Consider the following 26,306-nt stretch of genomic DNA (forward strand, 5'->3'; position numbering starts at 1 on the left):
CCTGCGGGCTGGAAAAACTGTAGTCCGTGCCACCACCAGTCGCACTGCCGGTCAATGCATCGGTAACCGTAACGCTCGTTGCAGCTGTGACCGTGCCCGTTATGAACAAGGTCGGCAGGTTGCCACCCGAAGTCTCAGTATCTGAACCCGTCGCAGAGGAAAACGTTACACTGACACCATCATCATTGATAATTGTTCCTACTGCTGTTCCATCTAATATGGTTGCAACTCCACCAGTAATATTAGATAAAGTAATATTGTATGTTTCATCAATTTCTGGCTCTAAATCGGAAGCTATATTTACATTAAAAGTTTGTGTCTCAGGATTATTACCTGTAAAATTAAGAGTTCCAGAAACTGCAACATAGTCAGAACCAGCAATTGCCGTATCATTAGAACTTAAATAATCAACATCAAAAGGGGCAATTAAAGGCCCTGAATATGTGACCTCAAAAGTTACTACCGTGTTGGCTTCAGCAAAAGATACATCAGCTATAGACACTGTCTGCCCAAACCCAACATACCCCATAAACAAAAAGGCTAATTGAAAGAAAAGGTTTCTCAAAAATTTAGTGCTCATATTAATTTTGGGGAAAATATATGTGTTAATTATTTCCATATTTTGGATTTGAATCTATCAAAATTCAATCTATACTAGACTATTTCCCAATAAAATTCGGATACCAATAATAAGAAAAAAAAAATCCCAATACCAATAATAAGGATTAAATAAATCTTTTTAGGTTATATGGTAATAATCAACTATTTAATGATATAACTTAATCATTGAAAACTGGTGAAGTTGTCTCCGCAGAACGTTCTATCTTCTTTACCAATCCCTGTAAAACCTTGCCTGGACCTACCTCCGTAAACAAGGTGGCACCATCCTTGATCATTTGCTGTACACTTTGCGTCCATTTCACGGGCGCTGTCAATTGAGATATCAAGTTGCTTTTTATGGTGTTGGAGTCACTGACCGCAACCGTTGAAACATTTTGGTAGATTGGACACAAAGGCTCATTAAAATGTGTGTTTTCAATGGCAGTAGCCAATTCTTCCCTGGCTGGTTCCATTAAAGGAGAATGAAAAGCTCCACCAACAGGTAAAACCAATGCCCTACGTGCTCCAGCTTCTTTCATACTTTCACATGCTTTATTAATTGCCTCTACATCACCAGAAATCACTAATTGCCCAGGACAATTATAGTTAGCCGCTACAACAACTCCTTCTGTTTCTCCACATATCTTTTCTACAATAGCATCTTCAAGACCTAAAACTGCAGCCATAGTACTTGGCTGTAACTCGCACGCTTTTTGCATGGCCAAAGCTCTTTGTGAAACCAATTTTAAACCATCTTCAAAATTAAGGGTGCCGTTTGCAACCAAGGCCGAAAACTCTCCCAAAGAATGACCTGCAACCATATCTGGTTTAAAACTTTCGCCCATCACCTTACTCATGATTACAGAATGTAAAAATATAGCTGGTTGTGTAACTTTGGTCTGTTTTAAATCCTCCGGTGTTCCCTCAAACATAATATCTGTAATGGAAAAACCAAGAATTTCGTTGGCCCGCTCAAAAAGTTCTTGTGCCAAAGGGAATTTTTCATACAAATCCAACCCCATTCCAACAAATTGTGCTCCTTGACCAGGAAAAATATATGCGTTCATTCTTTAATGATTTTGATTGGCAAAAATAGCAATAATAGGACTTTGAATCCTAATCTTCTTTAAACCAACTGGAATACTTTACATAATTATTTGCAATTCTATCTATCTCACCCGCACTCAACTCTGGACTAATATCTTTAATTTTCTTTGCGGGCATACCCGCAAAAACAGTCCCTGAAGGCACATGGGTTCCTTTTGTAAGCACGGCACCGGCTGCAATGATACTGTTACTTTCCACTACGCAGTCATCCATGATAATACTACCCATACCCACAAGGACGTTGTCATGAATAGTACAACCATGGACTATAGCATTATGACCTATAGAAACATTGTTACCAATGGTGGTTGGAGATTTTAGATAGGTACAGTGTATTACGGCGCCATCCTGCACATTTACTTTGTTGCCCATTTTTATAAAATGGACATCACCCCTTAATACGGCATTGAACCATACACTACATTGGTCCCCCATTGTCACTTCTCCTACAATGGTAGCATTTTCGGCAACAAAACAATCTTCCCCAATTTGAGGGGCCTTTCCGTTAATGGTTCTTATTATCATATTGCTGGTCTTTATTCAAAATACGCCAATAATTCTTTCTTTTTGGAAGCCGAGACCAATAATTCCTTTCCATTGGATACAACCACACTGCCTCCCTTTCCTTTTTTATATTTTACCACTTCGTTTACGTTCACCAAATAGGATTTGTGAATACGGGCAAATGAAAATTCAGTTAAGGCATCTTCAAAATATTTTAAGGTTTTGCTCACCAATATTTTTTTGTTCTCCAAATGGATTTCTGTGTAATTATCATCAGCCTTACAATAGAAAATATCAGAAACATTTAAGACCTGAAACCCATCTTGCTGTGGTAAAGTAATTTTACCATCGACCCTATTAAGCTTAGGTTTTAAAATTTGTCCTTCCAAAGCATCCTCCCTTTCTTTAATCTGCGACACATAGTCTACTGCTTTGATCAATTCATCAATATTAATGGGTTTCATTAAATAATAGGCCGCATGGTTATTAAGAGCATCCATGGCATATTGATTATAGGCCGTTACAAAAACAGTTTCAAAAGTTCGGTTGGGCACTTTATCCAAAAGGTCAAAAGCATTGCCAAAAGGCATTTCAACATCTAAAAAAACTAAATCTGGCTGGGTTCCCTCAATTAAAGAAACCCCTTCTTTTATGGTAGCGGCCTCCCCTAACAAATTAACATCAGTGCAATATTTTGCCAGATAATTTCTTAGAATTTCCCGGCTATTTGCCTCATCCTCTACTATAATTGCATTTAATTTCATTAATCTTTCTTTAAAGTCAATATTACTTTAGTTCCTTCTTCATCATTTAAGTTTGTTATAAAAACATCCACCTTGTCCTTGTACATATCGTTCAAAATAGCTATCCTTTTTTTGATATTTCCCATCCCTTTGGATTTCTGTTTCTTTTGATTTGATGTTTTTAACTCTGCTGATTTTTTCCTTCCAATCCCATTATCAGCAATCGCAATTTCAATGATTTCATCGCTTTTTTGATTTAAATTGATACTTAGAAAACCCTTTTCTTCTTTATAGCGTAAACCATGCCAAATAGCATTTTCTATATAGGGCTGCAAAAGCATAGGAGGGATTTGAAAGGCATCTACATCTATATGATCATCCAAATTTATTTCATAATCAAATTTATCAGGAAAGCGGGAATGCTCCAGTTTTACATAAAGTTCCAACAGCTCCAGTTCTTTTGAAAGAAGGATAAAATCCTCTTCGGAATTCTCCAATACGGAACGCATCAAAGTTGAAAAGTCACTTAAATACCTATTGGCACTCCGTTCATCACTTTTGGAAATGTAATTATTCACAGAATTAAGTGCATTGAAAATAAAATGTGGGTTCATTTGGGAGCGTAGGGATTTTAACGCTAATAAATTGTTTGCCAATTTTTGCTGATTATTGCTTCTATAGAAAAAGAAGGTGGAGAGTCCTAACAAAATTAATCCCAAAATCAAAGAATAAATAATCCAATTCTGCCTTTTATACCTTTCTTGGGTCAACTGCTGTGAGGTAAGCGCCAAATCATATTTGCTCTGCGAAAGTTCCCGTTCTTGCTCTAATCCATCAATTCTGCTTTGCCTTAAGGCTATTTCATTATTAAAACGGGCCGCTCGTGAGATTTCTTGCTCTTTACGAACATACAACGTATCTACCACAGCTGCGTATTCTTGATAAGTTTCCAATGCTTTGGTAAAATCTCCTTTTTGCTTGTAGACTTCAGACAATTTTCTTGTCGCATCTTTTTGCACAATTAAATCATCATCCCTATCCGCTTCCACAATACTTTTTTGCAAAAAAGGAATAGCTTCATCAAATTGATTTTGTGAAATATAGGCGTTGGCAATCTTATAATTAATACGTTGAGTTGTTATGGAGTCTGGACTAATGCCAATCCCATCCATTTTTGCAACTGGGGCGGAAAGCAGCTGCAATTCCTGTAAATTCTCCTTCCTGAGTTCTATTTCATTACTATATTGATTAGTACTATTGTAAAAATCTGCCACCTTCTCCTTTTCTCTTACCGAGCGTTGAGGGGCTTCTTTTTTTGCCAAATCCAAAGATTGATTATAATATCCTTCTGCCTCAACTTTACGATTTGCACTTGCATAGGCATCGGCAATTTTGGAATTTAGGTCCACTACTTTAGGTTCTATTTGATTCTTTTTGGCAATAGTTAGGCCTTCATTATAAAAAGTAACTGCCTTATTTATTTCTCCTAAATTTTTATATGAATCCCCCAATCCTTCATACAATTGCACTCTTTGGAAGGGCACCATTCCCTTAACATTTTCCAATGGAAGAAAGATGGATTCCGCATTAGTATACTCTTGGTTCAATAAATACACATTGCCAAGCAACAAGGTTGTTTTTATTGTTTTTTGAGCATCCAAGGCATCCTTGTAGTTTGAAATTGCTAGATCGTATTGCTTATGGTATTGGTAGACTTCACCCAACATGGTAAGAGCCTCTGCCAACTGTTTTTTGTTAGCTCTTTTCCCCAATGAAGATATGGACTGCGTAATGAAATCAATACTTTTTCCTATATCATTTTTCTTATAAAAATTGGCAGAATCCAAATAAGTTTGGTGTGATATTGCATTTTTATTGAGTTTGCTAGAAGATGCATTGCTCTGATAGCCTTCTACCAAAATAGTCACATCTTCATCACTCTTAATTCTATAATAAACCGTTTCCAGCTCAGCCCCTCGAATTACAAGCTCATCTCCCACAGATGCCTTTATCCTAAATTCACCCAAACCATCTGTTACTGTATAATTTCCAGAACTGGTTGACACTTCAACACCAGAAATAGGCTCCATATTTTCCTTTCCTTTTACAGAGCCCTTAATTTCAAACACTGTTTTATTTTGAAAGTTTTGAGCAATAGCTAGAGAAAAAGTCAATAAAAACAATGTAAATATGTACGCTGCTTTTTGCATTTATTACTATTAGATAGGATAAACTTAGGTGATTTAACCCATATTAAAAAATGACAAAAACAGTATAAAGCATTTAAAAATCTCTCTTTTTACCCCTTTAAGCAATCATGGGATGTTTTTACTCATTCAAAAGGCTGGTTCCCTCATTCTTCATTTTTTTAGAACTATTTTGAAAATACTTTTATCCCATAATTTAAAATCAATTAAAAAATGAAAGCATTAAAAAACATAATAGGAATTGGAATCATGTGTTTGTCCATAAGCACCATATATGGTTGTGAGCTAAGAACAAAAAAAGGTGTAAAAAATCCAATTTTGGTCCAAGCTGTTGCTCCTAAAGAAAAGGCGTCCAACAACACGGTTAAAATTGCTCTTTTATTGGATACAAGCAATAGTATGGACGGACTTATAAACCAAGCCAAGGCACAATTATGGGACATTGTAAACAAGTTTACCCATGCAAAATGTGGAAATGATGAAAGGCCCAATCTTGAAATTGCCCTGTACCAATATGGAAATGATGGTCTTTCCTCAAGAGAAGGCTACATTCAACAAGTGTTGAACTTTAGCAGTGACTTGGACGAAATCTCAGAAAAACTTTTCTCCTTAACCACCAACGGCGGAGAAGAATATTGTGGCGAAGTTATACAAACCTCTTTAAAACAATTGGAATGGGGCAAAAATGCCGATAACCTTAAAATGATTTTTATCGCTGGTAACGAGCCTTTTACCCAAGGAAAATTAAATTACAAGGATGCTGTTACCAATGCCAAGGAAAAAGATATTGTGGTTAATACCATTTTTTGTGGCAACTATGAGCAAGGCATCAATACCGATTGGAAAAATGGTGCAACAATAACGGGTGGTGAATATATGGCAATTGACCACAATAGAAAGGTTGTACATATAGCAACCCCTTATGATAATGTTATCATTAAATTAAATGGAAGGTTGAATAGAACTTACATTTCTTATGGCGCAGCGGGAGCCGCCAAAATGTCCATGCAAGCAGAACAAGATGAAAATGCCTATGTAATGGAGGAAGCCGTTGCCGTTAAAAGAGCCGTAAGCAAAAGCTCCAGAATGTACAACAATTCTTCTTGGGATTTGGTGGATGCCGTTGATGACAAAGAAGTTGATTTATCAAAACTAAAAGATGATGAACTTCCATCAGAACTGAAAGGGAAATCGGAATCTGAAATAGCAACCTACGTTCAAGAGAAAAAAAGGGAACGCTCAAAAATTCAGGAAGAAATCCAAGAATTAAACACAAAGCGTGAAGCCTTTATCCTGAAAAATCAAAAAGAAGATGCAAAAGGTGAATTGGAAAATGCGATGTTAAATGCAATTATGAAACAAGCAGCAAAGAAAAATTATGTTTGGGAATAAATTTTAGTTTGTTTGGATGTTGGGAAAAGGGTCATCAAGAAATTGATGGCCTTTTTAGTACATTCTAATAATTTACAGCAGGGCAGTTACAGTCATACTTATCCTGCGTAACCTGACCAAAGTCATATCCTAAAGTAATTTGGTGAAAACCACCATTGTCCAAACGAATATCTCCCGATTGGTACGAGTAATTATAAGAAAACATGAACTTGTTTACATTGACACCAATTATGGGTGTAAACAACTGCAAGCGTTGTTCCCCAAAAGTTCCATTGGTCTGGAATTGGGCACCATCAAAACTTCTACGATAAGAGAGTCCTCCCCAAACTTTTCCAAAGCTAACATCCCTATACACTTTTGCATTGATATCCACTGTTTTTTCCTTGGTGAAATCGGTCAATTGAAACAGAATGGAAGGTTCTACTTGCCATTCATTTCTACCAAAAACATAGCCAGCAGAAAGCAGATATCTTCTTAGGTTATCAAATTCAATTGCCGTATACAAATCACGTCCACTACCAAGTAAGTTAAGTACAGTGGCGTGGGCATAGAATTCCATAAAATTATAGGACATTCCTAAATCCATATTAAAATAGGCAACTGTATTTTTTATTCCAGTAACAACCGGATCAGGAATAACAGATCTAAATTCAGTTTCATCCAAACTACTTAAAATTGTGCCTATACTCAATCCAAAAGATAATTGATTTAGGTTTCTAACATCTCTGGAAAATCTAAGATGATGTGCATAGGTCAATTTTAACCCAGTTTGGGAGTGATAACCATTGGCATCATTAAAGATAATGGCGCCTACTCCACTTGGACCATCTCCCAGCCTAAAATGGCCGTTAATAGTCTGCAAGTTTGGCGCTTCATCCACACTAAACCACTGTTTTCTTGCTGTTAACCTTATTTTTCCACCTTCTCCAATACCGGCCATGGACGGGTGTACCAAATAATAATTGTCCGACAAATAATCAAAATATATCGGGATTCCTTCCTGAGCCATGCTTGAAAAAGAAAAGGTCAAGAAAGAAATTAAAATGAATATAAAATGTTTCATTGAGGGCAGGGTATGGTTGCTATGTGGTTCAAATATATAGTATAACGGACTAAAGCCAACATTATTATATGTGGTTTAACATGGAAAATCGTTGTATTTTTGTTCAAAATTAAAATGATGAAAGATTATTCTATCACAGTTGTTGAGACCAATAAACCCAGCATATTAAAGTTTGAGGCCAATCAAATTATTAGCAAAAGCAATAATTACGAATTTAAAAATATTGATGAGGCCAAAAATTCTCCTTTGGCCCAGCAGTTATTTTATCTTCCTTTCATTAAAACTGTTTATATATCTGGTAATTTTATTGCCTTGGAACGCTTTGATATTGTGGAATGGGAAGATGTTAAAGATGAAGTGGCGCAACAGTTGGTTGAGTATTTAAATTCTGGAAATCCTATAGTTCTAGAAAATGACACCCCTAAAAAAGTGGCCATTACAATTTATGCCGAAGTTACTCCCAATCCAGCTGTGATGAAATTTGTGGCCAATAAAAAAATTGTCCCTTCCACTTTTGAATTTAAAAATATTGATGAGGCCAAGAATTCTGATTTAGCGAAAGAATTATTTCTTCTTCCCTTTGTTAAAGAGGTTTTTTTTGATGAAAATTATGTTTCCATTAGCAAATATGATGTTGCAGACTGGAATGAAATTACATTTGAACTTAGGGAATTAATAAGGAATTTTTTGTCAGATGGCAAAGAAGTTGTCTCGGCCGATAGTATTTTACAGGCCAAGACTGAGGCCCCCGCCAACAAAATAAACAACGTTAATTTGGATGATACATCCAAAGAAATTGTTGCTATTTTAGAAGAATATGTAAAACCTGCAGTAGCAAGTGATGGGGGCAATATTATGTTTGAATCCTATGAAGAGGAAAGCAAAACTGTAAAGGTAATTTTACAAGGAGCATGTAGTGGCTGCCCGTCTTCTACTTTTACCTTAAAAAATGGAATAGAGAATATGCTCAAGAACATGATGGGTGATAAAGTAAGGGAAGTTGTTGCTTTAAATGGTTGATTTTCCTACCTTGAAAAAAATTAAAAAACACTAATTATGGCAGTTTTAAAAGTTATTGAAGTATTGGCAAACTCCGAACAAAGTTGGGAAGATGCAACAAAAAAAGCAGTTGCGCATGCAGCAAAATCTGTAAAGCATATTAAATCCGTTTATGTTCAGGATCAAAGTGCTAGTGTAGATGATGGAGAAATCACCGATTTTAGGGTAAACGTTAAAATCACCTTTGAGGTAAAATAAAAACCCAAAAATAAGATTGAAAAAGCGTCCTTTTTGGGCGCTTTTTTTATGTTTGCATATTAAATAAACAAAATGGAAGAGCTTACCAGTTACGAAAAAATAATAGAAAAAATAATGAGTTGGATATGGGAGTTTATGCCAAATCTAATCATTGCCATTATTATTCTTGTTGTTGGTCTTTGGGTTATTAAATTTATTAACCGCATGGTCCGTAAGTTTTTTAAAATAAAAGATTATGATGAAACCTTGGAGTCCTTTGCTCAGAGTTTTATTAAAATCTCGTTGAAAGTTGTTCTTTTTGTTTTGGTCATTACACAATTGGGGGTTAAATCTTCCTCCTTGGTAGCCATGGTGGGTGCGGCTGGATTGGCCATTGGCCTGGCATTGCAAGGATCTTTGGCAAATTTTGCTGGTGGTGTGCTCATTCTTATTTTTAAGCCTTTTAAGGTAGGGGATTTTATATCTGCTCAAGGAGTTGATGGTACCGTTAAAGAAATATCCATATTCACCACCAAGCTCAACACCTTTGGCAATCAAGTGGCCATTGTTCCCAATGGTCAATTATCCAACAATAATATTATTAATTATGATGCAGAAAACATAAGAAGGGATAAAATTAATGTTGGTATTGGATATGGCTCCAATATAAAAACTGCAAAGGACATTCTTCTTAAAATATGTGACGACAATGAAATCATTCTCACGGAACCTGCTCCTGAAGTATATGTAGCTGAGTTAGGAGAAAGCTCAGTAAACTTAACCTTACGTTTTTGGGCAAAAAATGATGTGTTTTGGGCGGCACACTTCCATGTAATGGAAGAATTAAAGTACCGCTTTGATGATGCAGGTATAGAAATTCCTTTTCCACAAAGGGTTATTCATTCTTAGGCACAATTTTTGTGGTTGTATAAAAGTTTGTATTTTGCATATCTAACAACATATCAACCACTTATGAAACATGTTTCATTTATCTTCTTTTTATTCACTGCCCTAAATATATACAGTCAAGGCCATGATGATGTTGTTAAGATTGGCTATAATTTAAACAACCAACAATCAATGGGTATTACACCTGTTTATGAATATATTGTTCAGGGAAGTCCATATTTAAATAAAATATTTAAAATGGGAAAAGTTATATTGAACGGCAAAACAGAAACAGAATCCTTAATGCGCTACAATATTTATAGAGATCATTTTGAGCTTTTAGACAATACTGGCAAGCAAGTTTATTTGGAAAAAAATTCCAAAATTGATATTGTATTAGATGGGAAAACTTATCAATATATTGACTATTTATATAGAGGTAAAGTAAAATTTGGATATTGCACTCCATTAAACCATGGTAAAACCATCTTATTTATAAGGGATATTAAAAAAGTAAGTGAGTATAAACGTCCAGCACATGGATATGAGTCATTTTCGCCCCCAAAGTTTATCGATGAATTTGTCTACTACATAAAAAGAGAAAACAAGCCCGCGAAAGAAGTTGAACTAAACAAAAGAGATGTTCCATTTGTTATTGAGAATAAGTTTACAGAACTAAGAAATTACATCAAAAAAAATAAACTAAAATTAAAAACAGAGGAAGAAGTCATAACACTATTGCAATATTATGACTCTTTGGAGTAGATTATTAATTGTCTGAATCAAATTTCAAAAACACCTGAGCGATAAAATCTTGTTTTAAGGACTTTTACAACCTTTTAAAAAACCTATTGGCACGTAAATATAAAATACCCCACTATAAACTTGTTAGGTCTTCTTTTTTTGTAAAATAAAATCTTTAAGGTAATAAGGTTCAAAGTAGGCAACATTTTCAAAGTTTCCTACTTTTATTTTGTCATGGGATAGTTTAGCCATTTCCTTAGCGGATGGAACAATGGAACCATCAAAACTAAAATTTGGATGTTTTAATATTTCCCTACATTTTTCTGCTCCACTGCCGATCAGAAGGACTTTTCCTTTTTCAACAAATTCCTTAAATGAAAATTCATCGATAATTTCCGCTTTGGTTTCCCTAATTTCTTCATAATTAGAATTGAAAACCTGAGAATAAACTTCCATTCTCCTGGCATCCAAAACGGGAATAATAACTCCCTCTCCGTCCCACTTGGCTTGATAAGCCATACTTTCCAAAGTAGGAATGGACAATAGGGGTATATCTAAAGAAAAACACAGTCCTTTTGCAGCCGAAACACCAATTCTTAGACCTGTATAGGAACCAGGTCCTTTACTTACGGCAATGGCATCCAATTGTTCAAAAGACAAGGAAGCCTTTTCCAAGACTTCCTCTATAAATACATGTAATTTTTCTGAGTGGGAGAAACCCGCACTATTATACTCTACAAGCGAAAGAACTTCTCCTTCCTTAGATACACTTACGGAGCAATTTGTAGTTGCAGTTTCTAAATTTAGAACTATGGCCATATTGGCTACAAATATACTTTAGTTCAATACAATCGGAAGTCCAAAATAGAATTCCAATACTTTTAATCTAAAAATATAATTGTACTTACTTCTAATCACTTCTGCTTCAGCATTATCCACTCTCGCCTGTGCCTGACTAAAATCAAAAGAGTTCATTAGACCCACATCAAAACGCTCTTTGGAATATTGGTATGCCAACCGTCTTGCCTCCAAGGTTTTTTCAGCAGCCTCGTAGGCTTTAGAAAAAGATTTCACATCCACATAGGCTTGATTGATATTAGTCTCCAAATCCAATTTGTCCTGCTCAAACTGCAATTTGGACTTTTCAACGTTTATTCTGGAGCGCTTAATATTGTTCCTAGTACTGAATCCATTGAAAACTGGTATATTCAACTGGGCACCATAAGAAATACCGTCATTAATCCACAATTGATCTTTAAAGCCTATTACATCACCTGTTACTGGGTCAAAATTTTGATCCGAATATCTAGTGTTATAATTAAAAAATGCTCCCAAAGTAGGATATAAAGCCCCTTTTGTTATTTCAAGGTCCTTTAAAGCTAATTCAACTTGTGACTGAGATAATTTTATATCATTTCTAAAAGTCAATGCCTTATCAAAAATCACTTTTGCCGAATTGTCCAAAATATCTGAAGGAGGAATGTTGAATACCTCATCCGCAATATCAAAATTATCGTAGTCCGTTATTTGAAGTAGTTGTGCTAAATTGATTCTTGAAATCAACACTGCATTTTCACCATTCACAATCTGTTGTTCCTGATTTGCAGCTGTTGCCTCAATTTCTAATAAATCCCCACGCGGCACTACACCGGATTCCACCAATTCCTTGGTTTTGTTCAAATCCTGTTCAGTAACTGCATATTGAGCTTTAAAAACTTTTAAAGACTCTTTGTTCGAAAGCACGTTTAAATAGGCATTGGCCACCATTAACCGAATATCATCCTTTAAATCATCCAATCGGTATTGGTTGGAAATAGCGTTCAATTTTGCCCTATTCAATTGATGAATATTTCTTAGTCCATCAAAAAGAGTTACTGATGATGTAAAACTCCCAGATGACGAGAAAATCGTGGTAGTTACAGGCTCATTGTTGGTAGGGTCAAAAGAAAGCCCCGTACTTGCCGATCCACTAATTTGTCCATTAAGATTGGGAAGAAAATTCCCCAATGCATCAGATTGATCTATTTGGGCATTCTCCAAATCCAACTCAAACTGCTCAATCGTTAAGTTATTATCTACAGCATAGATTACACATTCTTCCAAGGTCCATTTTCTTTGCTGGGCCGTACTTATCACAACTGAAAAGAGCAAAAGTAGTACCGTAATTTTTACTTTCATGTTATTCGTTTTTTTAACCAATGGTTAATCTTGGTTCTTTGATTCGTTTTTTGATTTAATATTGATAGGTTTTAATTGCCATTTGGACCACCGCCCTCACTTTTGGCTTCTAATCTATTCCACACTTTTATTTTGGCATTCTCATCTATTCCGGATATAATCTCCACATCAATACCATCACTAACCCCTAATACCAATTCTTTCTTTTCAAACTTGTTTTCTCCAGTTTCCACCTCTACGTATGGATTATTGGTCTCTTTGTCAAATTGCAACAAAGCTTCCTTAATAGAGAGTACATCTTTTTTCTCCTCTAGAACAATTGCCGCATTTGCACTATATCCTGCTCGTACATTTGTACTATCTGTGACAACGAGATCTCCTTCTATTTTAAATTGAACGGCACCTTCTTCCTCCACTCCCTTAGGGGCAATAAATTTCAGTTTTGCATTGAATTTCTCATCCTCCAAAGCTCCCATACTTATTTCCAATGGCATACCCACTTTTAATTTCCCTACCTCAGCTTCATCCACTTCTCCTTCAAAAATCATTTTGGACATATCTGCAATAGTAGCAATTGTGGTACCATCGTTAAAATTATTGCTCTGTATAACTTGATCCCCTTCTTCCACGGGAATTTCCAATAATGTTCCGCTAACTGTAGCCCTAATATTGGTGTTGGCACTAGAAGACCCACCAGCAGAACCTCTTCTGATAATTTGATAATCCGCTCTTGAATTTTTCAATTCTTGCTCAGCTTGATTATATGACAATTGTAGATTGTTAAAATCTTGACTAGAAATTACTCCTTTGTCAAAAAGGGCTTTATTTCTATCAAACTCTATTTTGGCATTGTTCAATGCCAACTCAGCATTTCTAACCCGTCCACTTGCTTGGTTCAAGGACTGTTCATTGGGAACCACTTTAATTACTGCGATTAAATCACCCGCATTTACATGTGTTCCCTCCTCCAAATAAATCTTTTCTATAATACCGGATATTTGAGGTTTTATCTCAATTTCATCTTCTGGAATAACTTTACCTGTAACGACGACTTTATTAACAATATCCCTTTTGCTAACTTCTTCGGTTTTATATACCTCTAAAGGGGTGCTGTTTTTCTTTAAGAAATAGACCACGGCCCATAAAATTCCTAAAACGACCAAGCCTATTAATCCGTATTTTACATATTTATTCATTATTCTATACTTTGATTGTTAGTTATTTTTGTTATTCTTCTCGCAATGCTTCTATTGGTTTTATTCTTACGGCCCTGTTTGCAGGAATCAATCCTATTAATACACTTAGTCCTACCATAAGAACAAACGAAATTATAAATTGTGGGATGCTTACCATTAAATTATAAAAGGGTATGTCACTATCTTCACCGATCATACCATTCACCGCCGCTAAAATGCCTACGGCAATAGCAAATCCTATGAAGCCAGCAAATACGGTAATCATGATGGATTCCAAAACTATTTGTCTTTTTACCACTTTTGGTGTTGCGCCCAAAGCCCTTCTCACCCCTATTTCTTTGGTACGCTCCTTAACGGTAATCAACAAAATATTACTTATGGCAATCACACCTGCCAATAAGGTTAAAATGCCTACGAAAAATGACACTCCCTTTAACACACCTGTAAAAGCCGAAATATTATTAAATACCTCTGAAAGGTCAAAACTGCCAATGGCCCTCTCATCAATAGGGTTGATATCATATTTGTTTTTTAGCAACTGTTTGATCTTACTTTCAACAATTGTCACTTGAGTATCTGGTTGAACCGAGATGGCCATCCAGCCCATTCTATCTCCCGAACCAAAGGCCTTTTGAAATGTAGAAAATGGGATGTATACCGAATTCTCTCCATCAATATTGATATTCTGATTAGGTTTATATATTCCTACAATATTGAAAAAAACACCGTTTATACGAACATCTTTTCCGATTGCATTTTCTTCTTTATCAAAAAGCAATTTGTAGGTCTCCTCTCCAATGACACAAACCTTTTTGGAATCTGCCATATCATTCTCATTTAAAAAGCGCCCTTCTACAAGCTTCTTTTTCATTATATCATCAATGTTGGGATAATCCCCATAAACGGCTGAACCACTAGTTCTACCATTACGATATACGGTTACCACTCCCCTATGGCTTCCTAATTCTATCCTAGGAGCCAAGACTTCTATTTCTTCTATTTGTTCTTTTAAAATACCGGCATCTTCAAGTTTAAACTGAATTCTTCTTCCTCTCTCAAAACCTTTATAGGGTTCAGAAGTGCGCTGGCTCCATACAAAGAGGCTATTGGATGCCGTGCCAGCAAAAATCTTATTAAAACCATTGCTCATTCCATTAGAACCACCCAATAAAAGCACCAATATTACCATGGCAATAATAACCCCAAGCATTGTCAAGAATGTTCTAAACATATTCTTGCCCAATGAGGCAAAAATTTCTGACCATAAATCTTTATCAAATAACCACATACTATTTATCGCTTAATGCTACAATTGGTCTTACTTTTGCTGCTTTCATTGCCGGTATCAACCCAGCCAAAACTCCTGCCACAACTAAAATAACTGTTGCCGTAACCACAATGGACATGCCAACAGAAGGATTGGCAAAAGCATCAGTCTGAATATTTGGCCCAATAAGTGACAAAAGCCCTGTTGCTATAGCCAAACCTATAAAACCTGATAAAGCCGTAATAAAAACTGATTCAAAAAGAACCAATTTAATAATCTGCCAAGGTTCGGCTCCCAAAGCTTTCCTAACCCCTATTTCCTTTGTGCGCTCCTTTATTATAAATACCATGATATTTCCTATACCTACAATACCAGCCAATAAAATAAGAAGGCCCACGATAATCACTGCAAAATCCAATCCACCCGTAAAGTTGCTTATGTTCTCAAAAACCTCTGCATAATTAAAAACACGAATACCGCCTTGGTCTTGGGGAGCTACTTTAAATTTTCGTTTAAAAACACTTTCCAATCTTTCAGAAAATTCAAGAGCTTCAGTTAAATCATAATTGGGATTGTAGGTCAAGGCTATTTGATTTATTTCATCATTTTGCCCATACATAAGTTGGAAAGTGCTTGAAGGAGCGTAAACACCTCTTTCTGCGTTATCATCACCATCATCTGTAAAAACACCTATAACCCTAAAAGGCAAACCATTAAATTCAACAAATTTTCCAACGGGATCCTCTTTTTTAAATAAGTCTTCCGCTACCTTTCTTCCAATGACAGCAACTTTGGACGCATTTCGTAGATCGTTTTCATTGATGTATCTGCCCTTACTCACCAATGTTTTCTCTATCATTTGGTGATCAGGATAAACAGCTTGCACGTTGTAACTACCCGTTTCACTTTTATAACGGGCAGAAACACCACTATATATTCTTGGGCTAATGTATTCTATATCCTTTGGGAAGCTTCTCTTAATATATTCTATATCTGAGTTTCTTAGTTGAATTCTTCTACCTGCCTCAAAACCACCATAAGCAACGGAAGTAACTCCTGCCCTAATAAAAATAGAATTGGTAGCGTCATCACTGAACTGTCTTGTAAACCCATTCTGCATGCCATTAACTGAAGCTAATAATAAGACCAAAATAAAGATACCCCAGCCTACAGAGAATCCTGTCAAGAACGTTCTTAATTTGTTGTTCTTAATGCTGTGAAATATTTCTTGCCAAATGTCCCTATCAAACATATTGCTCCGCTCTTACCTGCTTAATTTTTTTATCTTCAATAATAACACCATCCTTTAAATGCACAATACGTTTGCACATATCTGCAATATCAGGTTCGTGGGTCACTATCAAAATGGTATTTCCCTGATCGTTAATTTTTTGGATTAAATCCATCACTTCATAAGAGGTTTTACTATCTAAAGCACCTGTAGGCTCATCTGCCAGTAGTACTTTAGGTTCTGCTGCCATAGCCCTAGCAATGGCTACACGCTGTTTTTGTCCCCCTGAAAGTTCACTGGGCAAATGTTCCGCCCATTCCTTTAAACCAACCTGATCCAAGTATTTTAAAGACTTCTCCAACCGCTCTTTCCTACCCACTTTTTGATAATAAAGTGGTAGCGCCACATTCTCAAGGGCACTCTTGTAATTTATTAAATTGAAGGATTGAAAAACAAAACCCAAAAATTTGTTTCGATACTGGGCTGCCTTTGTTTCATTTAAATTTTTAATTGGGACCCCATCCAATATGTATTCTCCAGAATCGGAATTATCCAACATTCCCAAAATATTCAACAAGGTAGATTTACCCGAACCAGATGAACCCATAATGGCCACCAGCTCTCCTTCTTCAACAGAAAAATTGATTCCTTTTAATACATGGAGGGAATTACTTCCCATTTTATAGGATTTGTGAAGATCTTTTATTTCAATCATGGTTAGTTTTTATTTTGTTGATTTTGCTGATCCTGCTAATAGGACTGACAAGTTGTTAAAATGTTACAAGAAATCGTGAAAAATTTTGTTAAAATGATTAATTGGCAAACTCATCCTGTTTTACCTCGTTCCAAACCTTTATTTTATCTCCAGAATTTATCCCAGACTTTATCTCTACATGAATACCATCGCTTATACCAAGTTCTATATCCTTACGCTCAAATTGTTGTTCACCTTTTTCAATTTCCACAAAAGGCTTTTTGGTATCCTTATCAAATTGAACCAAAGCTTCTTTTACTGCTAAAACACTATCTGCCCTTGCCAAAATAATGGATGCATTTGCACTTAGACCAGCTCTAATAAACACTGTATCTTGCTTTTTAAGCGTTCCTTTTATTTCAAATTGAATAGCTCCATTTTCTTCTTTCCCTTTTGGGGCAATATAATCCAATACAGCATCAAAAACTTTATTCTCTATGGCGCCTACCGTAATTTCCAAAGGAAGTTCTTCTTTTATTTTTCCAACTTCAGATTCATCTACCTTTCCTTCAAATATCATTTTATCCACATCTGCAATGGCCGCAATGGTAGTCCCTTCATTAAAATTGTTACTTTCGATTACTTGGTTCCCTACTTCCACAGGAACTTCCAAAACCATTCCACTTACAGTAGAACGTATTAGCGTATTGGCCGCATTGCCATATCCTCTTGTTGTGCCCGTTTTTACAATATCATAATTTTTATTTGCCGCACCATAAGCCTGTCTTGCTTGGTCATAGCCAACTTGGGCACGCTCTAGGTCCACTTTGGAAATTACCCCTTTATCAAAAAGATTTTTTTGTCGTTCGTAATTACGTATCTGGTCATCCAAGGCGATTTTAGCCTCGTCAATGGCATTTTTGGCACTGTTCAATGCATTCAAATTTGGAACCACCTTAATTTTTGCCAATAAGTCCCCAGATTTTATATAATCTCCACCTTCCACATAAATCTCTTCTATAACCCCAGAAATATTGGGTTTAATAAGCACTTCCTCTAAAGGAAGAATACTCCCTGTTGCCATTGTTTTTTTAATGATTGTCTGCTTGGCAGGTTCCTCTGTTTCATAGACCACAGGGTCTTCAGAATTTTTTTGATATAAATAATACATAGACCCACCAAAGGCCAATACTATTATTAACAAAATGATAATGGTTACTCGTTTTTTCATTTTTGATTGATTTATTATCTAACTATATTGATTGATTCTATTATTAATCCGTTCTCAATGCATCTATGGGTCTCACTTTAATAGCGCTTTGCGCTGGGATGAACCCTGCCAAAAGGCCAGAAACTATTAATATGATAAGTGCGATTACCACTACGCCCAAACTCACACTAGGATTCATGAACATATCCACAGGTCCAACAGAATCCAATAAAGCGTTTACCGCATAAATAAACAACGCCCCAAAAATGATTCCTGCCATACCGGATATAATGGTCAAAAAAATGGACTCCATTAAAATTTGCTTTTTAATGGACCATGGATCTTCCCCAAGGGCCCGCCTAATCCCAATTTCCTTAGTTCTTTCCTTTATGACAATAAGCATTATATTACTAACACCTATAATACCCGATAGCAGCACCATGATTCCCACTAAATACGCCACGGCCTTGAGAGCGCCAAAAAGACTTTCAACTCTATTATATTGTTCATACAAATCAAAATACCCAACTGCGCGTTGGTCTTCTGGATGAATTTTGTGTTTGGTCTTCATTACATTGATTATACTTTCTTTCAAAGCGGAGATTGAACTCCCATCATGAGCTGTAATGGCCATCCATCCCACATTGTTTCCTCGATTAAAAGCCTGTGAAAAAGCTGAAAAAGGAACATAAATTTCTTTTTGGCCTTCTTCACCATCCCCATTGTTGCTTTTCTTTTTATAGGTGCCAACTACCAAAAAATTAACTCCTTGTATTTTTATATAGGTTCCTAGAACTTCTTCATCCTTATCGTACAAGTCATTTTTAACCCCATTCCCTATTATGGCCACTTTCCGCTTTTCATTGATATCATTATAGTTTATGAAACGACCAGAAGTAACGGTCATTGGGTCCTGGTTTATAATTTCCGGATAATCTCCATATACATTGTAAGCACCAGCGTTAAGGCCTCTTACCACATTATTTCCACCTCTAAAGCCGCCTAACTGATTTCGCGGGGAAACATATCGAAGGTTAGGCACTTTATCCCTTATGGATTGTACATCTTCCGTCTTAAAATTAAATCTCCTGCCCATGGGCAAACCTTGGTACGCTTTTGTAGTACTGCGTGTCCACATAAACATGGTATTGGTGGCTATATCCCCAAAATCTTGTTTTATGCCATTTTCCAAGCCTTTTCCTGCTGAAAGTAAAATGATAAGAATGGATATGCCCCAGAACACACCAAAAGCAGTAAGTACCGTCCTAAACCAATTACTGGTAAGTACTTCTAAAATTTCTTTCCAACGATCTCGATTAAACATTCTTTACCTATTTAGTATCTAGAATTATTCGTCCCTTAAAGCATTAATTGTTTGAATCCTTGCAGCTCTCCATGCCGGAAAAAATCCTGCCACCGCTCCTGCCAAAATCAATACCAAAACTGTAGAAATGGCCACTTTAAAATTCACGGAAGGATTCAAGATATAATCCACTTCTATATTTGGACCTAAAATTTCCAAAATTCCCATGCTAAAAATGAGTCCCGTAAAACCGGAAATTGCCGTTACAAAAACTGCCTCGTGTAAAATCATGCCCACAATGGACCATGGTTTGGCCCCCAAGGCTTTGCGAATACCTATCTCCTTAGTACGTTCCTTTACCACAATCAACATAATATTGCTTACCCCAACAACCCCTGCAATTATGGTACATATACCAACAAACCAAAAGAACAATTTTATATTTCCTGTAAGACCATAATATCTCTTGGCCTCTTCCATGGCACTCCATACTTCCAATGCGCCTGTATCATCAGGAGCAATAGTAAGGGTTTGTTGAAGATGGCTTCTTAGTTCATTCTTAAATTTCGTGGCCTGGGCAACAGCTTCATCAAAATTCTCCATTGGCGGTAATGTATAGGACATATTATTTACCCTATTACCACCATTAAAGACTTTTTGCGCTGTTGAAATGGGAATATAGATACGCTCTTCTTCCCTATCTTCATACTCACTATATACCCCTATTACCTTAAAAGGAATACCAGATATTTCTATAAACTCACCAACAGGTGTCTCAACTTTATTAAAAACATCTGTTCTAATTTTCCTGCCAACCACAGCTACTTTAGAAGTTCCTATTTCATCTTGATAATTAATAAAGCGGCCTTCCACCATTTTAGCGTTCTCAATAAACTGAAATTGGGAGGAAACGCCCTGAATACTATAAACAAGAGCTTCTTTACCATAATTAACAGTAATTCCACCTACAAAAATCCTAGCAGATTCATATTCAATGGCATCATTAAGCAAGACGTTCGAAGTTTCATAATTATCATTGGTAAGTTGAATACGCCTACCTGGGTTAAGACCTTTGTATTCCTTTGAAGTTACTCCTGGCCAAACCCAAACACTAGTAGCTGCGTCCTGCTTAAACTCTTGCTCTATGCCATTTTGAAGCCCTTGTCCAAAACCTAGTAAAATAACTAAAATGAAAATTCCCGAAGCAACGGAAAGCCCGGTAAGAAAGGTTCGTAATTTATTTTTACGAATGGTGTCAAAGATTTCCTGCCATCTTTCTATGTCGAACATTGGTCAGTGTGGTGTTGATTGATTGATGAAATGCACTAGTGCACAGTAATAAGACTATAAGTAAGCCATATTGTTACAGTTAATGACACAAAAAAGTGTTAAAAAGAAAATTAGGCCTTCATTTTCTTATAAATGAAGTAAAATAAAGTAGCAATTAAAACATATGGTATTGCCATTAAATAAACTATCCCATCATTGATTCCCTCAGCAGCAGAGGTGTTTTCTTCACTTTCCAATACAGCACGACACATGGCGCATTGTGCTTCTGTCACCTGGGGAAGCACGAGAAGAAAAATAATAAGTATGACTGCTTTTTTATTCACTTTACAAGTTCTAGACAAGCTAGAGGTTCCTTTTAATTTATATAATATGGTGATATCATTAAATACACCACAACGCCCGTAACAGCCACATAAAGCCAAATAGGGAATGTGATTTTTGCCAATTTCCTATGGGCCTCAAACTTTTTTAAATAAGCCCGGGCATATGTTTTTAACACCAATGGAATAATGGCTATAGATAATATAATATGGGATATCAATATGAAATAATACACATACTTCATGGCTCCCACCCCTCCATATTCGGTAGAATCAGAAGTCATATGATACGCCACATACATTACTAAAAACATTAAAGAAAATACAATGCATGCGGTCATTAATTTTTGGTGCAATTCTCTTTTGCCATTCTTTATTGCCCAAACAGCTACTAGTAATACAATAGCCGTAAGACCATTGATTGAAGCATAAATGGGCGGCAAAAAACTCAATGGTTCAACATTGGGGATTTTAACACCAAATAATATAGCAACGACCAAGGGTATTGCAATAGAAACTATGGTAATAATTCTATTAAACTTTTTCTCTTTAGACAAATCTATATTCATACTATTCTTGCAATAATTTTTTAATATCCTCTTTTAAAATGGATATTTGTTCCTTTTCACCTTCATCATTCTGACCTTCCGTCTCAGAAATTGTTCCCCTATAATAAATAATAGGGTTTCCATAACTATCTACCCTAGAACGGATATATCCCTTTTTATCTATCAAAGCAAACATACCGGAATGCTCAAAACCTCCTGGAACTTCCGGGTTTTCATCAGCAAATATATTGAAACCCTTATTGGCCAACTCATAAATTTTTTCTTGCTCCCCAGTTAGTAAATGCCAATCCAAGTCTGTAATATTGTATTTCTCAGCATACTCTTTTAAAACCCTTGGGGAATCATATCTCGGGTTTATCGTAAATGAGACTATTCCAAAATCAGAATCAACCTTAAATTCGTTTTGGATTTCAACCAAATTCTTAGTCATCAAAGGGCATATAGTAGGACAGCTCGTAAAGAAAAATTCGGCCACATAAACTTTTCCTATATAATCTTTATCAGAAATCAACAGACTATCTTGATTTAATAATGCAAACTGCGGAACTCTTCTTTTTTTGCCATCAATAATTAAATAAGATAGTTCATCTGTAGTGTCCTTCAGATTTATACGGTCATTTTCCACAACACTTCCGTTCTGGATGCGGTCTATAATTTTTGGAATAAAAATGATTCCAAAAACCAAAATCACAAAAGAAACCCAAACATATGTATACTTACCCTTGTTCATTAGTTATCTATCTGCATTGTTCTTCTTTAACGCCAATCTATATTCTGCCAAAATGATTTTAACGTCGTCCTCCATTTTGTTGTTCAACTCTGCCACGGATGTTGTATTAAATCCATATTTAGTCCCCACATCTTCATCCTTCTTTCTGCCTCTTAGGTTTTTGTCTTTATCTATTATAAATACATAGGAAGTACCTAAATGCTCATCTAAACTCACATCTGTCTTTAGGCTATTGAATATATTTTTGATTTGATCTTCATCACCAAACACAAACTTCCACTTTTCAATATCGACCAAACCACCCAGTTCGGATTTAAGTTCTTCCACCTTTTCCTCAGAACCCTTGGGGACAATCATCACAAATTGAAAATCATTGAACTGATAAAACGGTTTATATATTTTCTGATTCAAATTAAACGCGTTCCCTTTTTTGAGTTCTATGTTGTTTCCTAAAAAGCCTAAAACCGTTATTTTATTTTTAAAAGTGTTGCCATCATCAATAGTACTAATGTCTATTACATTTTCTGTTAATGTGGGAAGCTTTCCAAAATTATTTACACCTGATGCAAAAAAGAGGTAGGCCACAATGGGAAGAATAAAAAGCACTACTAAAACAAAGGTTTTCTTCATAATAATAAGATTGTGCAAAAATAAAAAAGACGGCCTAAAGACCGTCTTTTTTATTTGTTAATTCTGTATTAGAAATTCCATTTAACAAACCCGTTCTTGAAGACTTCATAAATATAATCTGCTTCAACAAGCAAGATAAATACCAAATAAAGAACCAAGAAAATGGGTGTCCAAACAATGGCCCTTCTTAAAGCACTTTTTTCATCACGCAAGTGCATAAAATCCCATGCAATATAATACGCCTTAACCAATGTTAGAATAATGAAAATCCAATTGATGAGTTTCATTCCCAACACATAAGTACCGGTAAGTGATTCTGGCTTTATAATTCCTAAAGCTACCTCTACCGTGGTGACAATTGTTAAAAAAATTAATACACCCCATATTTTGCTAACGTTTGACTTAAACTTTAGCAATCCTCTAAAAATCTCTAATTTATGTTCGTGTGCCATTATATTATATTGCTATTTATCTTATTAAACTAGGTAGAAGAACGTAAATACAAATACCCATACCAAATCTACAAAGTGCCAGTAAAGACCTACTTTCTCTACCATTTCATAGTGCCCTCTTCTTTCATAAGTGCCTAAAATCACATTAAAGAAAATAATGACATTAATGACCACACCAGAAAAAACGTGGAATCCGTGAAAACCTGTTATAAAAAAGAAGAAGTCTGCAAACAATCTGCTGCCATATTCATTATGAATAAGGTTAGCCCCTTCTACAACATATTTGGCATCCTTAAGCTTTGCCAAAGATTGCTCCCTGTTTAAAAGTGTCTTTTCCCCTTCTTCCGTAATAGTTTCTGTTCTAATAAGGATATTTGGATTTGCTTTAAAACCCTCCGCTACTTCATTTACCGTGTAGGATGGCAACGAACCTTCACTAAAAAACCAAATTCCATTTTTACTTTCGTGATTGGCTCTTTCTGAAGGAATAGTTTTGGCAAAATCCCTTAAACTAGCTCTTTCTCCGGTATCGGCCTTTACAAATTGTAAAATACGGCCTCCCTTGGTTTCTATTGCTCCATGATCACCCTTAATAAAAGTACCCCATTCCCAAGCTTGCGAACCTACGAATATTGCTCCCCCAATAATTGTGGCGAACATATACCAAATTACCTTGTTCTTTTGCATTTTATGTCCGGCATCCACAGCCAAAACCATGGTTACAGAAGACATAATCAAAATAAAAGTCATGAAAGCCACATAGTACATTGGGTAATTTCCATGAAAGAAAGGAACGTGGGTAAAGACCTCATCCGCAATTGGCCAGGTTTCGATAAACTTAAATCTTGAAAAGCCATAAGACGCAATAAAACCAGAAAAAGTCAATGCATCAGAAACCAAGAAAAACCACATCATCAGTTTTCCATAACTTGCATTTAATGGTTTATTTCCACCTCCCCAAACAGCTGCCTTTGTACCCGTAGTAACCGTAGAATCCATATATAACGTATCGTGTTAATTAAATTTCAGCAAATTTACATTTTTTTCGTCTATTGAAAAGTCAAAAAGCCATCAAAACTAAACTTTAGAACCATTCTTATTTAACAAAATAGATAAACAATATTAAATACACCCATAGCAAATCCAAAAAGTGCCAAAAATTAGCCCCTAATTCCAACCCTAGCATATTTCCAGAAGAATATTTTGCTTTTACTTGATTATACAAAACCACTAATAAGGACAGCAACCCAGCAACTACATGGACAATATGCACTGCAGCAATTAAAAAAATGTAAGATGATTTGATATTGCTTGTTGGCCCAGTAAAATAATACCCGTTTTCTACCATTTGCGAAAACCCCTTAAATTGTAACACTATAAAAATTACACCCAATCCCAGAGTTACCAATAACCACGTAGTACACATTTTGACATTATCCCGTCTGGTAGCTTTCTTCGCCAAGATATAAGTAATACTGCTTATAATGAGAACAATGGTACTTGCCAAAAAAGAAGATGGAAGTTCCAAATCACTTATCCAATCCTCTCTGGTTCTACTTACTATATAGGCACTGGTCCACCCAGCAAATGCCATAATTAAACTTATTATCCCAAACCAGAGCATCATTTTTTTTGCTCTTGAGTTTTTCTCCATTTGGGTCCCCTCTGTTAAATCAACTCCCATAGTTAAGTTATTCTATAATTTTATTCTTAAGCTTCCTCTTTTAGCAGGAGAACCCATACTTATATTTTATAAATTCAAAATAAGGTTACACTAAATTTATCAACTACATACACTAGTTGCATCAGTGTAATATAACTCACACTTGCCAGCATTAATTTTCTCGCCGATTTGTTATCTCTCTTCTCATATAATTGAAACGCAAAAATCAGCATTGCCACTCCCATTAAAAAAACAATAATCGCTGCTGTAATGGATAAATGCAACCTTCCCGTGAATCCGAAAGCAGGAATAATGGAAATCACAATCATCCAAATGGTGTACATAATAATTTGTAATGCTGTTCCCTTATCTTTTTTCCCTGTTGGCAACATTTTAAAACCCCCTTTTTTATAATCCTCATCCAACATCCAGCCCAATGCCCAAAAATGTGGAAATTGCCAAAAAAACTGTATCATAAAAAGTGTGCCGGGCTCAATTCCAAATTCATTGGTAGCTGCCACCCAGCCCAACATAAATGGTATTGCACCAGGGAAAGCACCAACAAATACTGAAAGTGGTGTTTTAGTCTTTAAAGGTGTATAAACACTAGTGTATAGAAAAATTGAAATAGCTCCAAACATAGCCGTTTTGGGGTTCAGAAAATAAAGGCTCACCACTCCCAGAACAGTTAATACAATGGCAATGACCAAAGCTGTATTTAAAGACATTCTACCCGAAGGAATAGGCCTGTTCTTTGTTCTATCCATTAAAGCATCCAAATCCTTTTCTATTATTTGATTATAGGCATTGGAAGCTCCTACCATACAATATCCCCCAAAAGCCAAGAGAAATACAGACAAAAAATTAATTTCAACAGCCCCAAGAAAATACCCGGCGACAGAAGAAAAAACAACACTGACTGCCAGTCTTGCCTTAGTAATTTCCTTAAAATCGGCAAAAGTCATGATCATGTTTGAATGTTTTGCCGTACCAACCGCAGTCTTCATTATCATTTTTTAATAAGAATGCAAAGATACTGCCCAAATGATTTTTGTGCAACGTTATGAGTATGTTTATCTTAGTAAAGCA

The 26,306-nt window shown here is 35.8% G+C and carries 28 protein-coding genes; 5 read left to right on the forward strand and 23 right to left on the reverse strand.

Going from position 1 to position 26,306, the window contains the following annotated elements:
- From GGR42_RS06865 to GGR42_RS06885, 5 genes are all read right to left on the reverse strand, one after another.
- Positions 1 to 580: Calx-beta domain-containing protein (locus GGR42_RS06865; RefSeq protein ID WP_317169673.1), on the reverse strand; the 580-nt coding region annotated here is incomplete at its 3' end.
- Between the two features lie 199 nt (positions 581 to 779).
- Complete coding sequence (fabD, locus tag GGR42_RS06870) at positions 780 to 1,667, reverse strand: ACP S-malonyltransferase (RefSeq protein WP_167962200.1); 888 nt, start codon at positions 1,665 to 1,667, stop codon at positions 780 to 782.
- A gap of 49 nt (positions 1,668 to 1,716) precedes the next feature.
- A complete protein-coding gene (locus tag GGR42_RS06875) occupies positions 1,717 to 2,232 on the reverse strand; it encodes a gamma carbonic anhydrase family protein (RefSeq protein WP_167962202.1) in 516 nt (171 codons plus the stop codon).
- An 11-nt stretch (positions 2,233 to 2,243) separates the two neighbouring features.
- Entirely contained in the window at positions 2,244 to 2,975 is a 732-nt protein-coding gene (locus tag GGR42_RS06880; protein WP_167962204.1) for a LytR/AlgR family response regulator transcription factor, read from the reverse strand.
- Positions 2,975 to 5,164, reverse strand: coding sequence for a tetratricopeptide repeat-containing sensor histidine kinase (locus tag GGR42_RS06885; protein ID WP_167962206.1), 2,190 nt, complete (start codon positions 5,162 to 5,164; stop codon positions 2,975 to 2,977). The genes GGR42_RS06880 and GGR42_RS06885 overlap by 1 nt, the downstream gene beginning before the upstream one ends.
- A gap of 210 nt (positions 5,165 to 5,374) precedes the next feature.
- On the opposite strand from GGR42_RS06885, the gene GGR42_RS06890 reads away from it, so the two are divergent.
- Positions 5,375 to 6,553 (forward strand): vWA domain-containing protein, encoded by a 1,179-nt coding sequence (locus GGR42_RS06890; RefSeq protein ID WP_167962208.1) that lies wholly within the window; start codon positions 5,375 to 5,377, stop codon positions 6,551 to 6,553.
- Between the two features lie 64 nt (positions 6,554 to 6,617).
- Here the strand turns inward: GGR42_RS06890 and GGR42_RS06895 are convergent, their stop codons facing one another.
- Positions 6,618 to 7,616, reverse strand: a complete 999-nt coding sequence (locus GGR42_RS06895; protein WP_167962210.1) for a PorP/SprF family type IX secretion system membrane protein — start codon at positions 7,614 to 7,616, stop codon at positions 6,618 to 6,620.
- Between the two features lie 117 nt (positions 7,617 to 7,733).
- Here GGR42_RS06895 and GGR42_RS06900 point away from each other — a divergent pair, with 117 nt between their 5' ends.
- From GGR42_RS06900 to GGR42_RS06915, 4 genes are all read left to right on the forward strand, one after another.
- Positions 7,734 to 8,636 carry a NifU family protein gene (locus tag GGR42_RS06900; RefSeq protein ID WP_167964408.1) on the forward strand — a complete coding sequence of 301 codons (903 nt, stop codon included), beginning with the start codon at positions 7,734 to 7,736 and terminating at the stop codon, positions 8,634 to 8,636.
- 36 nt (positions 8,637 to 8,672) lie between these two features.
- Positions 8,673 to 8,873: a dodecin family protein gene (locus GGR42_RS06905; protein ID WP_167962212.1), complete on the forward strand. Its 201-nt coding sequence runs from the start codon at positions 8,673 to 8,675 to the stop codon at positions 8,871 to 8,873.
- A gap of 72 nt (positions 8,874 to 8,945) precedes the next feature.
- The gene (locus tag GGR42_RS06910; protein ID WP_167962214.1) at positions 8,946 to 9,761 is read left to right on the forward strand and encodes a mechanosensitive ion channel family protein; all 816 of its coding nucleotides are present in this window, start codon (positions 8,946 to 8,948) and stop codon (positions 9,759 to 9,761) included.
- Positions 9,762 to 9,824: 63 nt separating this feature from the next.
- Positions 9,825 to 10,505 carry a hypothetical protein gene (locus tag GGR42_RS06915; RefSeq protein WP_167962216.1) on the forward strand — a complete coding sequence of 227 codons (681 nt, stop codon included), beginning with the start codon at positions 9,825 to 9,827 and terminating at the stop codon, positions 10,503 to 10,505.
- Between the two features lie 123 nt (positions 10,506 to 10,628).
- On the opposite strand, the gene tsaB is transcribed toward GGR42_RS06915, so the two are convergent.
- From tsaB to cyoE, 17 genes are all read right to left on the reverse strand, one after another.
- Positions 10,629 to 11,303: a tRNA (adenosine(37)-N6)-threonylcarbamoyltransferase complex dimerization subunit type 1 TsaB gene (tsaB, locus tag GGR42_RS06920; protein ID WP_167962218.1), complete on the reverse strand. Its 675-nt coding sequence runs from the start codon at positions 11,301 to 11,303 to the stop codon at positions 10,629 to 10,631.
- An 18-nt stretch (positions 11,304 to 11,321) separates the two neighbouring features.
- On the reverse strand, positions 11,322 to 12,662 hold the full coding sequence (locus GGR42_RS06925) for a TolC family protein (protein WP_167962220.1): 1,341 nt from the start codon (positions 12,660 to 12,662) through the stop codon (positions 11,322 to 11,324).
- A 71-nt stretch (positions 12,663 to 12,733) separates the two neighbouring features.
- Positions 12,734 to 13,858, reverse strand: coding sequence for an efflux RND transporter periplasmic adaptor subunit (locus tag GGR42_RS06930; RefSeq protein ID WP_167962222.1), 1,125 nt, complete (start codon positions 13,856 to 13,858; stop codon positions 12,734 to 12,736).
- A gap of 31 nt (positions 13,859 to 13,889) precedes the next feature.
- Positions 13,890 to 15,146, reverse strand: a complete 1,257-nt coding sequence (locus GGR42_RS06935) for an ABC transporter permease (RefSeq protein ID WP_167962224.1) — start codon at positions 15,144 to 15,146, stop codon at positions 13,890 to 13,892.
- A gap of 1 nt (position 15,147) precedes the next feature.
- Entirely contained in the window at positions 15,148 to 16,377 is a 1,230-nt protein-coding gene (locus tag GGR42_RS06940) for an ABC transporter permease (protein WP_167962226.1), read from the reverse strand.
- The gene (locus tag GGR42_RS06945; RefSeq protein ID WP_167962228.1) at positions 16,370 to 17,071 is read right to left on the reverse strand and encodes an ABC transporter ATP-binding protein; all 702 of its coding nucleotides are present in this window, start codon (positions 17,069 to 17,071) and stop codon (positions 16,370 to 16,372) included. Before GGR42_RS06945 ends, GGR42_RS06940 begins: the two co-directional genes overlap by 8 nt.
- A gap of 97 nt (positions 17,072 to 17,168) precedes the next feature.
- Entirely contained in the window at positions 17,169 to 18,281 is a 1,113-nt protein-coding gene (locus tag GGR42_RS06950; protein WP_167962230.1) for an efflux RND transporter periplasmic adaptor subunit, read from the reverse strand.
- Between the two features lie 43 nt (positions 18,282 to 18,324).
- Positions 18,325 to 19,584 carry an ABC transporter permease gene (locus tag GGR42_RS06955; RefSeq protein WP_167962232.1) on the reverse strand — a complete coding sequence of 420 codons (1,260 nt, stop codon included), beginning with the start codon at positions 19,582 to 19,584 and terminating at the stop codon, positions 18,325 to 18,327.
- Between the two features lie 24 nt (positions 19,585 to 19,608).
- Complete coding sequence (locus tag GGR42_RS06960; protein WP_167962234.1) at positions 19,609 to 20,853, reverse strand: ABC transporter permease; 1,245 nt, start codon at positions 20,851 to 20,853, stop codon at positions 19,609 to 19,611.
- A gap of 110 nt (positions 20,854 to 20,963) precedes the next feature.
- Positions 20,964 to 21,176: a hypothetical protein gene (locus tag GGR42_RS06965; protein WP_167964410.1), complete on the reverse strand. Its 213-nt coding sequence runs from the start codon at positions 21,174 to 21,176 to the stop codon at positions 20,964 to 20,966.
- A gap of 32 nt (positions 21,177 to 21,208) precedes the next feature.
- Positions 21,209 to 21,742, reverse strand: coding sequence for a DUF420 domain-containing protein (locus tag GGR42_RS06970; RefSeq protein WP_167962236.1), 534 nt, complete (start codon positions 21,740 to 21,742; stop codon positions 21,209 to 21,211).
- Between the two features lies 1 nt (position 21,743).
- Complete coding sequence (locus GGR42_RS06975) at positions 21,744 to 22,472, reverse strand: SCO family protein (RefSeq protein ID WP_167962238.1); 729 nt, start codon at positions 22,470 to 22,472, stop codon at positions 21,744 to 21,746.
- A gap of 3 nt (positions 22,473 to 22,475) precedes the next feature.
- Positions 22,476 to 23,102 (reverse strand): hypothetical protein, encoded by a 627-nt coding sequence (locus GGR42_RS06980; protein WP_167962240.1) that lies wholly within the window; start codon positions 23,100 to 23,102, stop codon positions 22,476 to 22,478.
- Positions 23,103 to 23,170: 68 nt separating this feature from the next.
- Positions 23,171 to 23,554 carry a cytochrome C oxidase subunit IV family protein gene (locus tag GGR42_RS06985; RefSeq protein WP_167962242.1) on the reverse strand — a complete coding sequence of 128 codons (384 nt, stop codon included), beginning with the start codon at positions 23,552 to 23,554 and terminating at the stop codon, positions 23,171 to 23,173.
- A 24-nt stretch (positions 23,555 to 23,578) separates the two neighbouring features.
- Positions 23,579 to 24,553, reverse strand: coding sequence for a cytochrome c oxidase subunit 3 (locus tag GGR42_RS06990; RefSeq protein WP_167962244.1), 975 nt, complete (start codon positions 24,551 to 24,553; stop codon positions 23,579 to 23,581).
- A gap of 97 nt (positions 24,554 to 24,650) precedes the next feature.
- The gene (locus tag GGR42_RS06995; RefSeq protein ID WP_167962246.1) at positions 24,651 to 25,238 is read right to left on the reverse strand and encodes a cytochrome c oxidase subunit 3; all 588 of its coding nucleotides are present in this window, start codon (positions 25,236 to 25,238) and stop codon (positions 24,651 to 24,653) included.
- A 74-nt stretch (positions 25,239 to 25,312) separates the two neighbouring features.
- Positions 25,313 to 26,224: a heme o synthase gene (gene cyoE, locus GGR42_RS07000; protein WP_167962248.1), complete on the reverse strand. Its 912-nt coding sequence runs from the start codon at positions 26,222 to 26,224 to the stop codon at positions 25,313 to 25,315.
- Positions 26,225 to 26,306 lie beyond the last annotated feature (82 nt).

This window comes from Saonia flava, from assembly GCF_011927795.1.
Lineage (GTDB): Bacteria > Bacteroidota > Bacteroidia > Flavobacteriales > Flavobacteriaceae > Saonia > Saonia flava.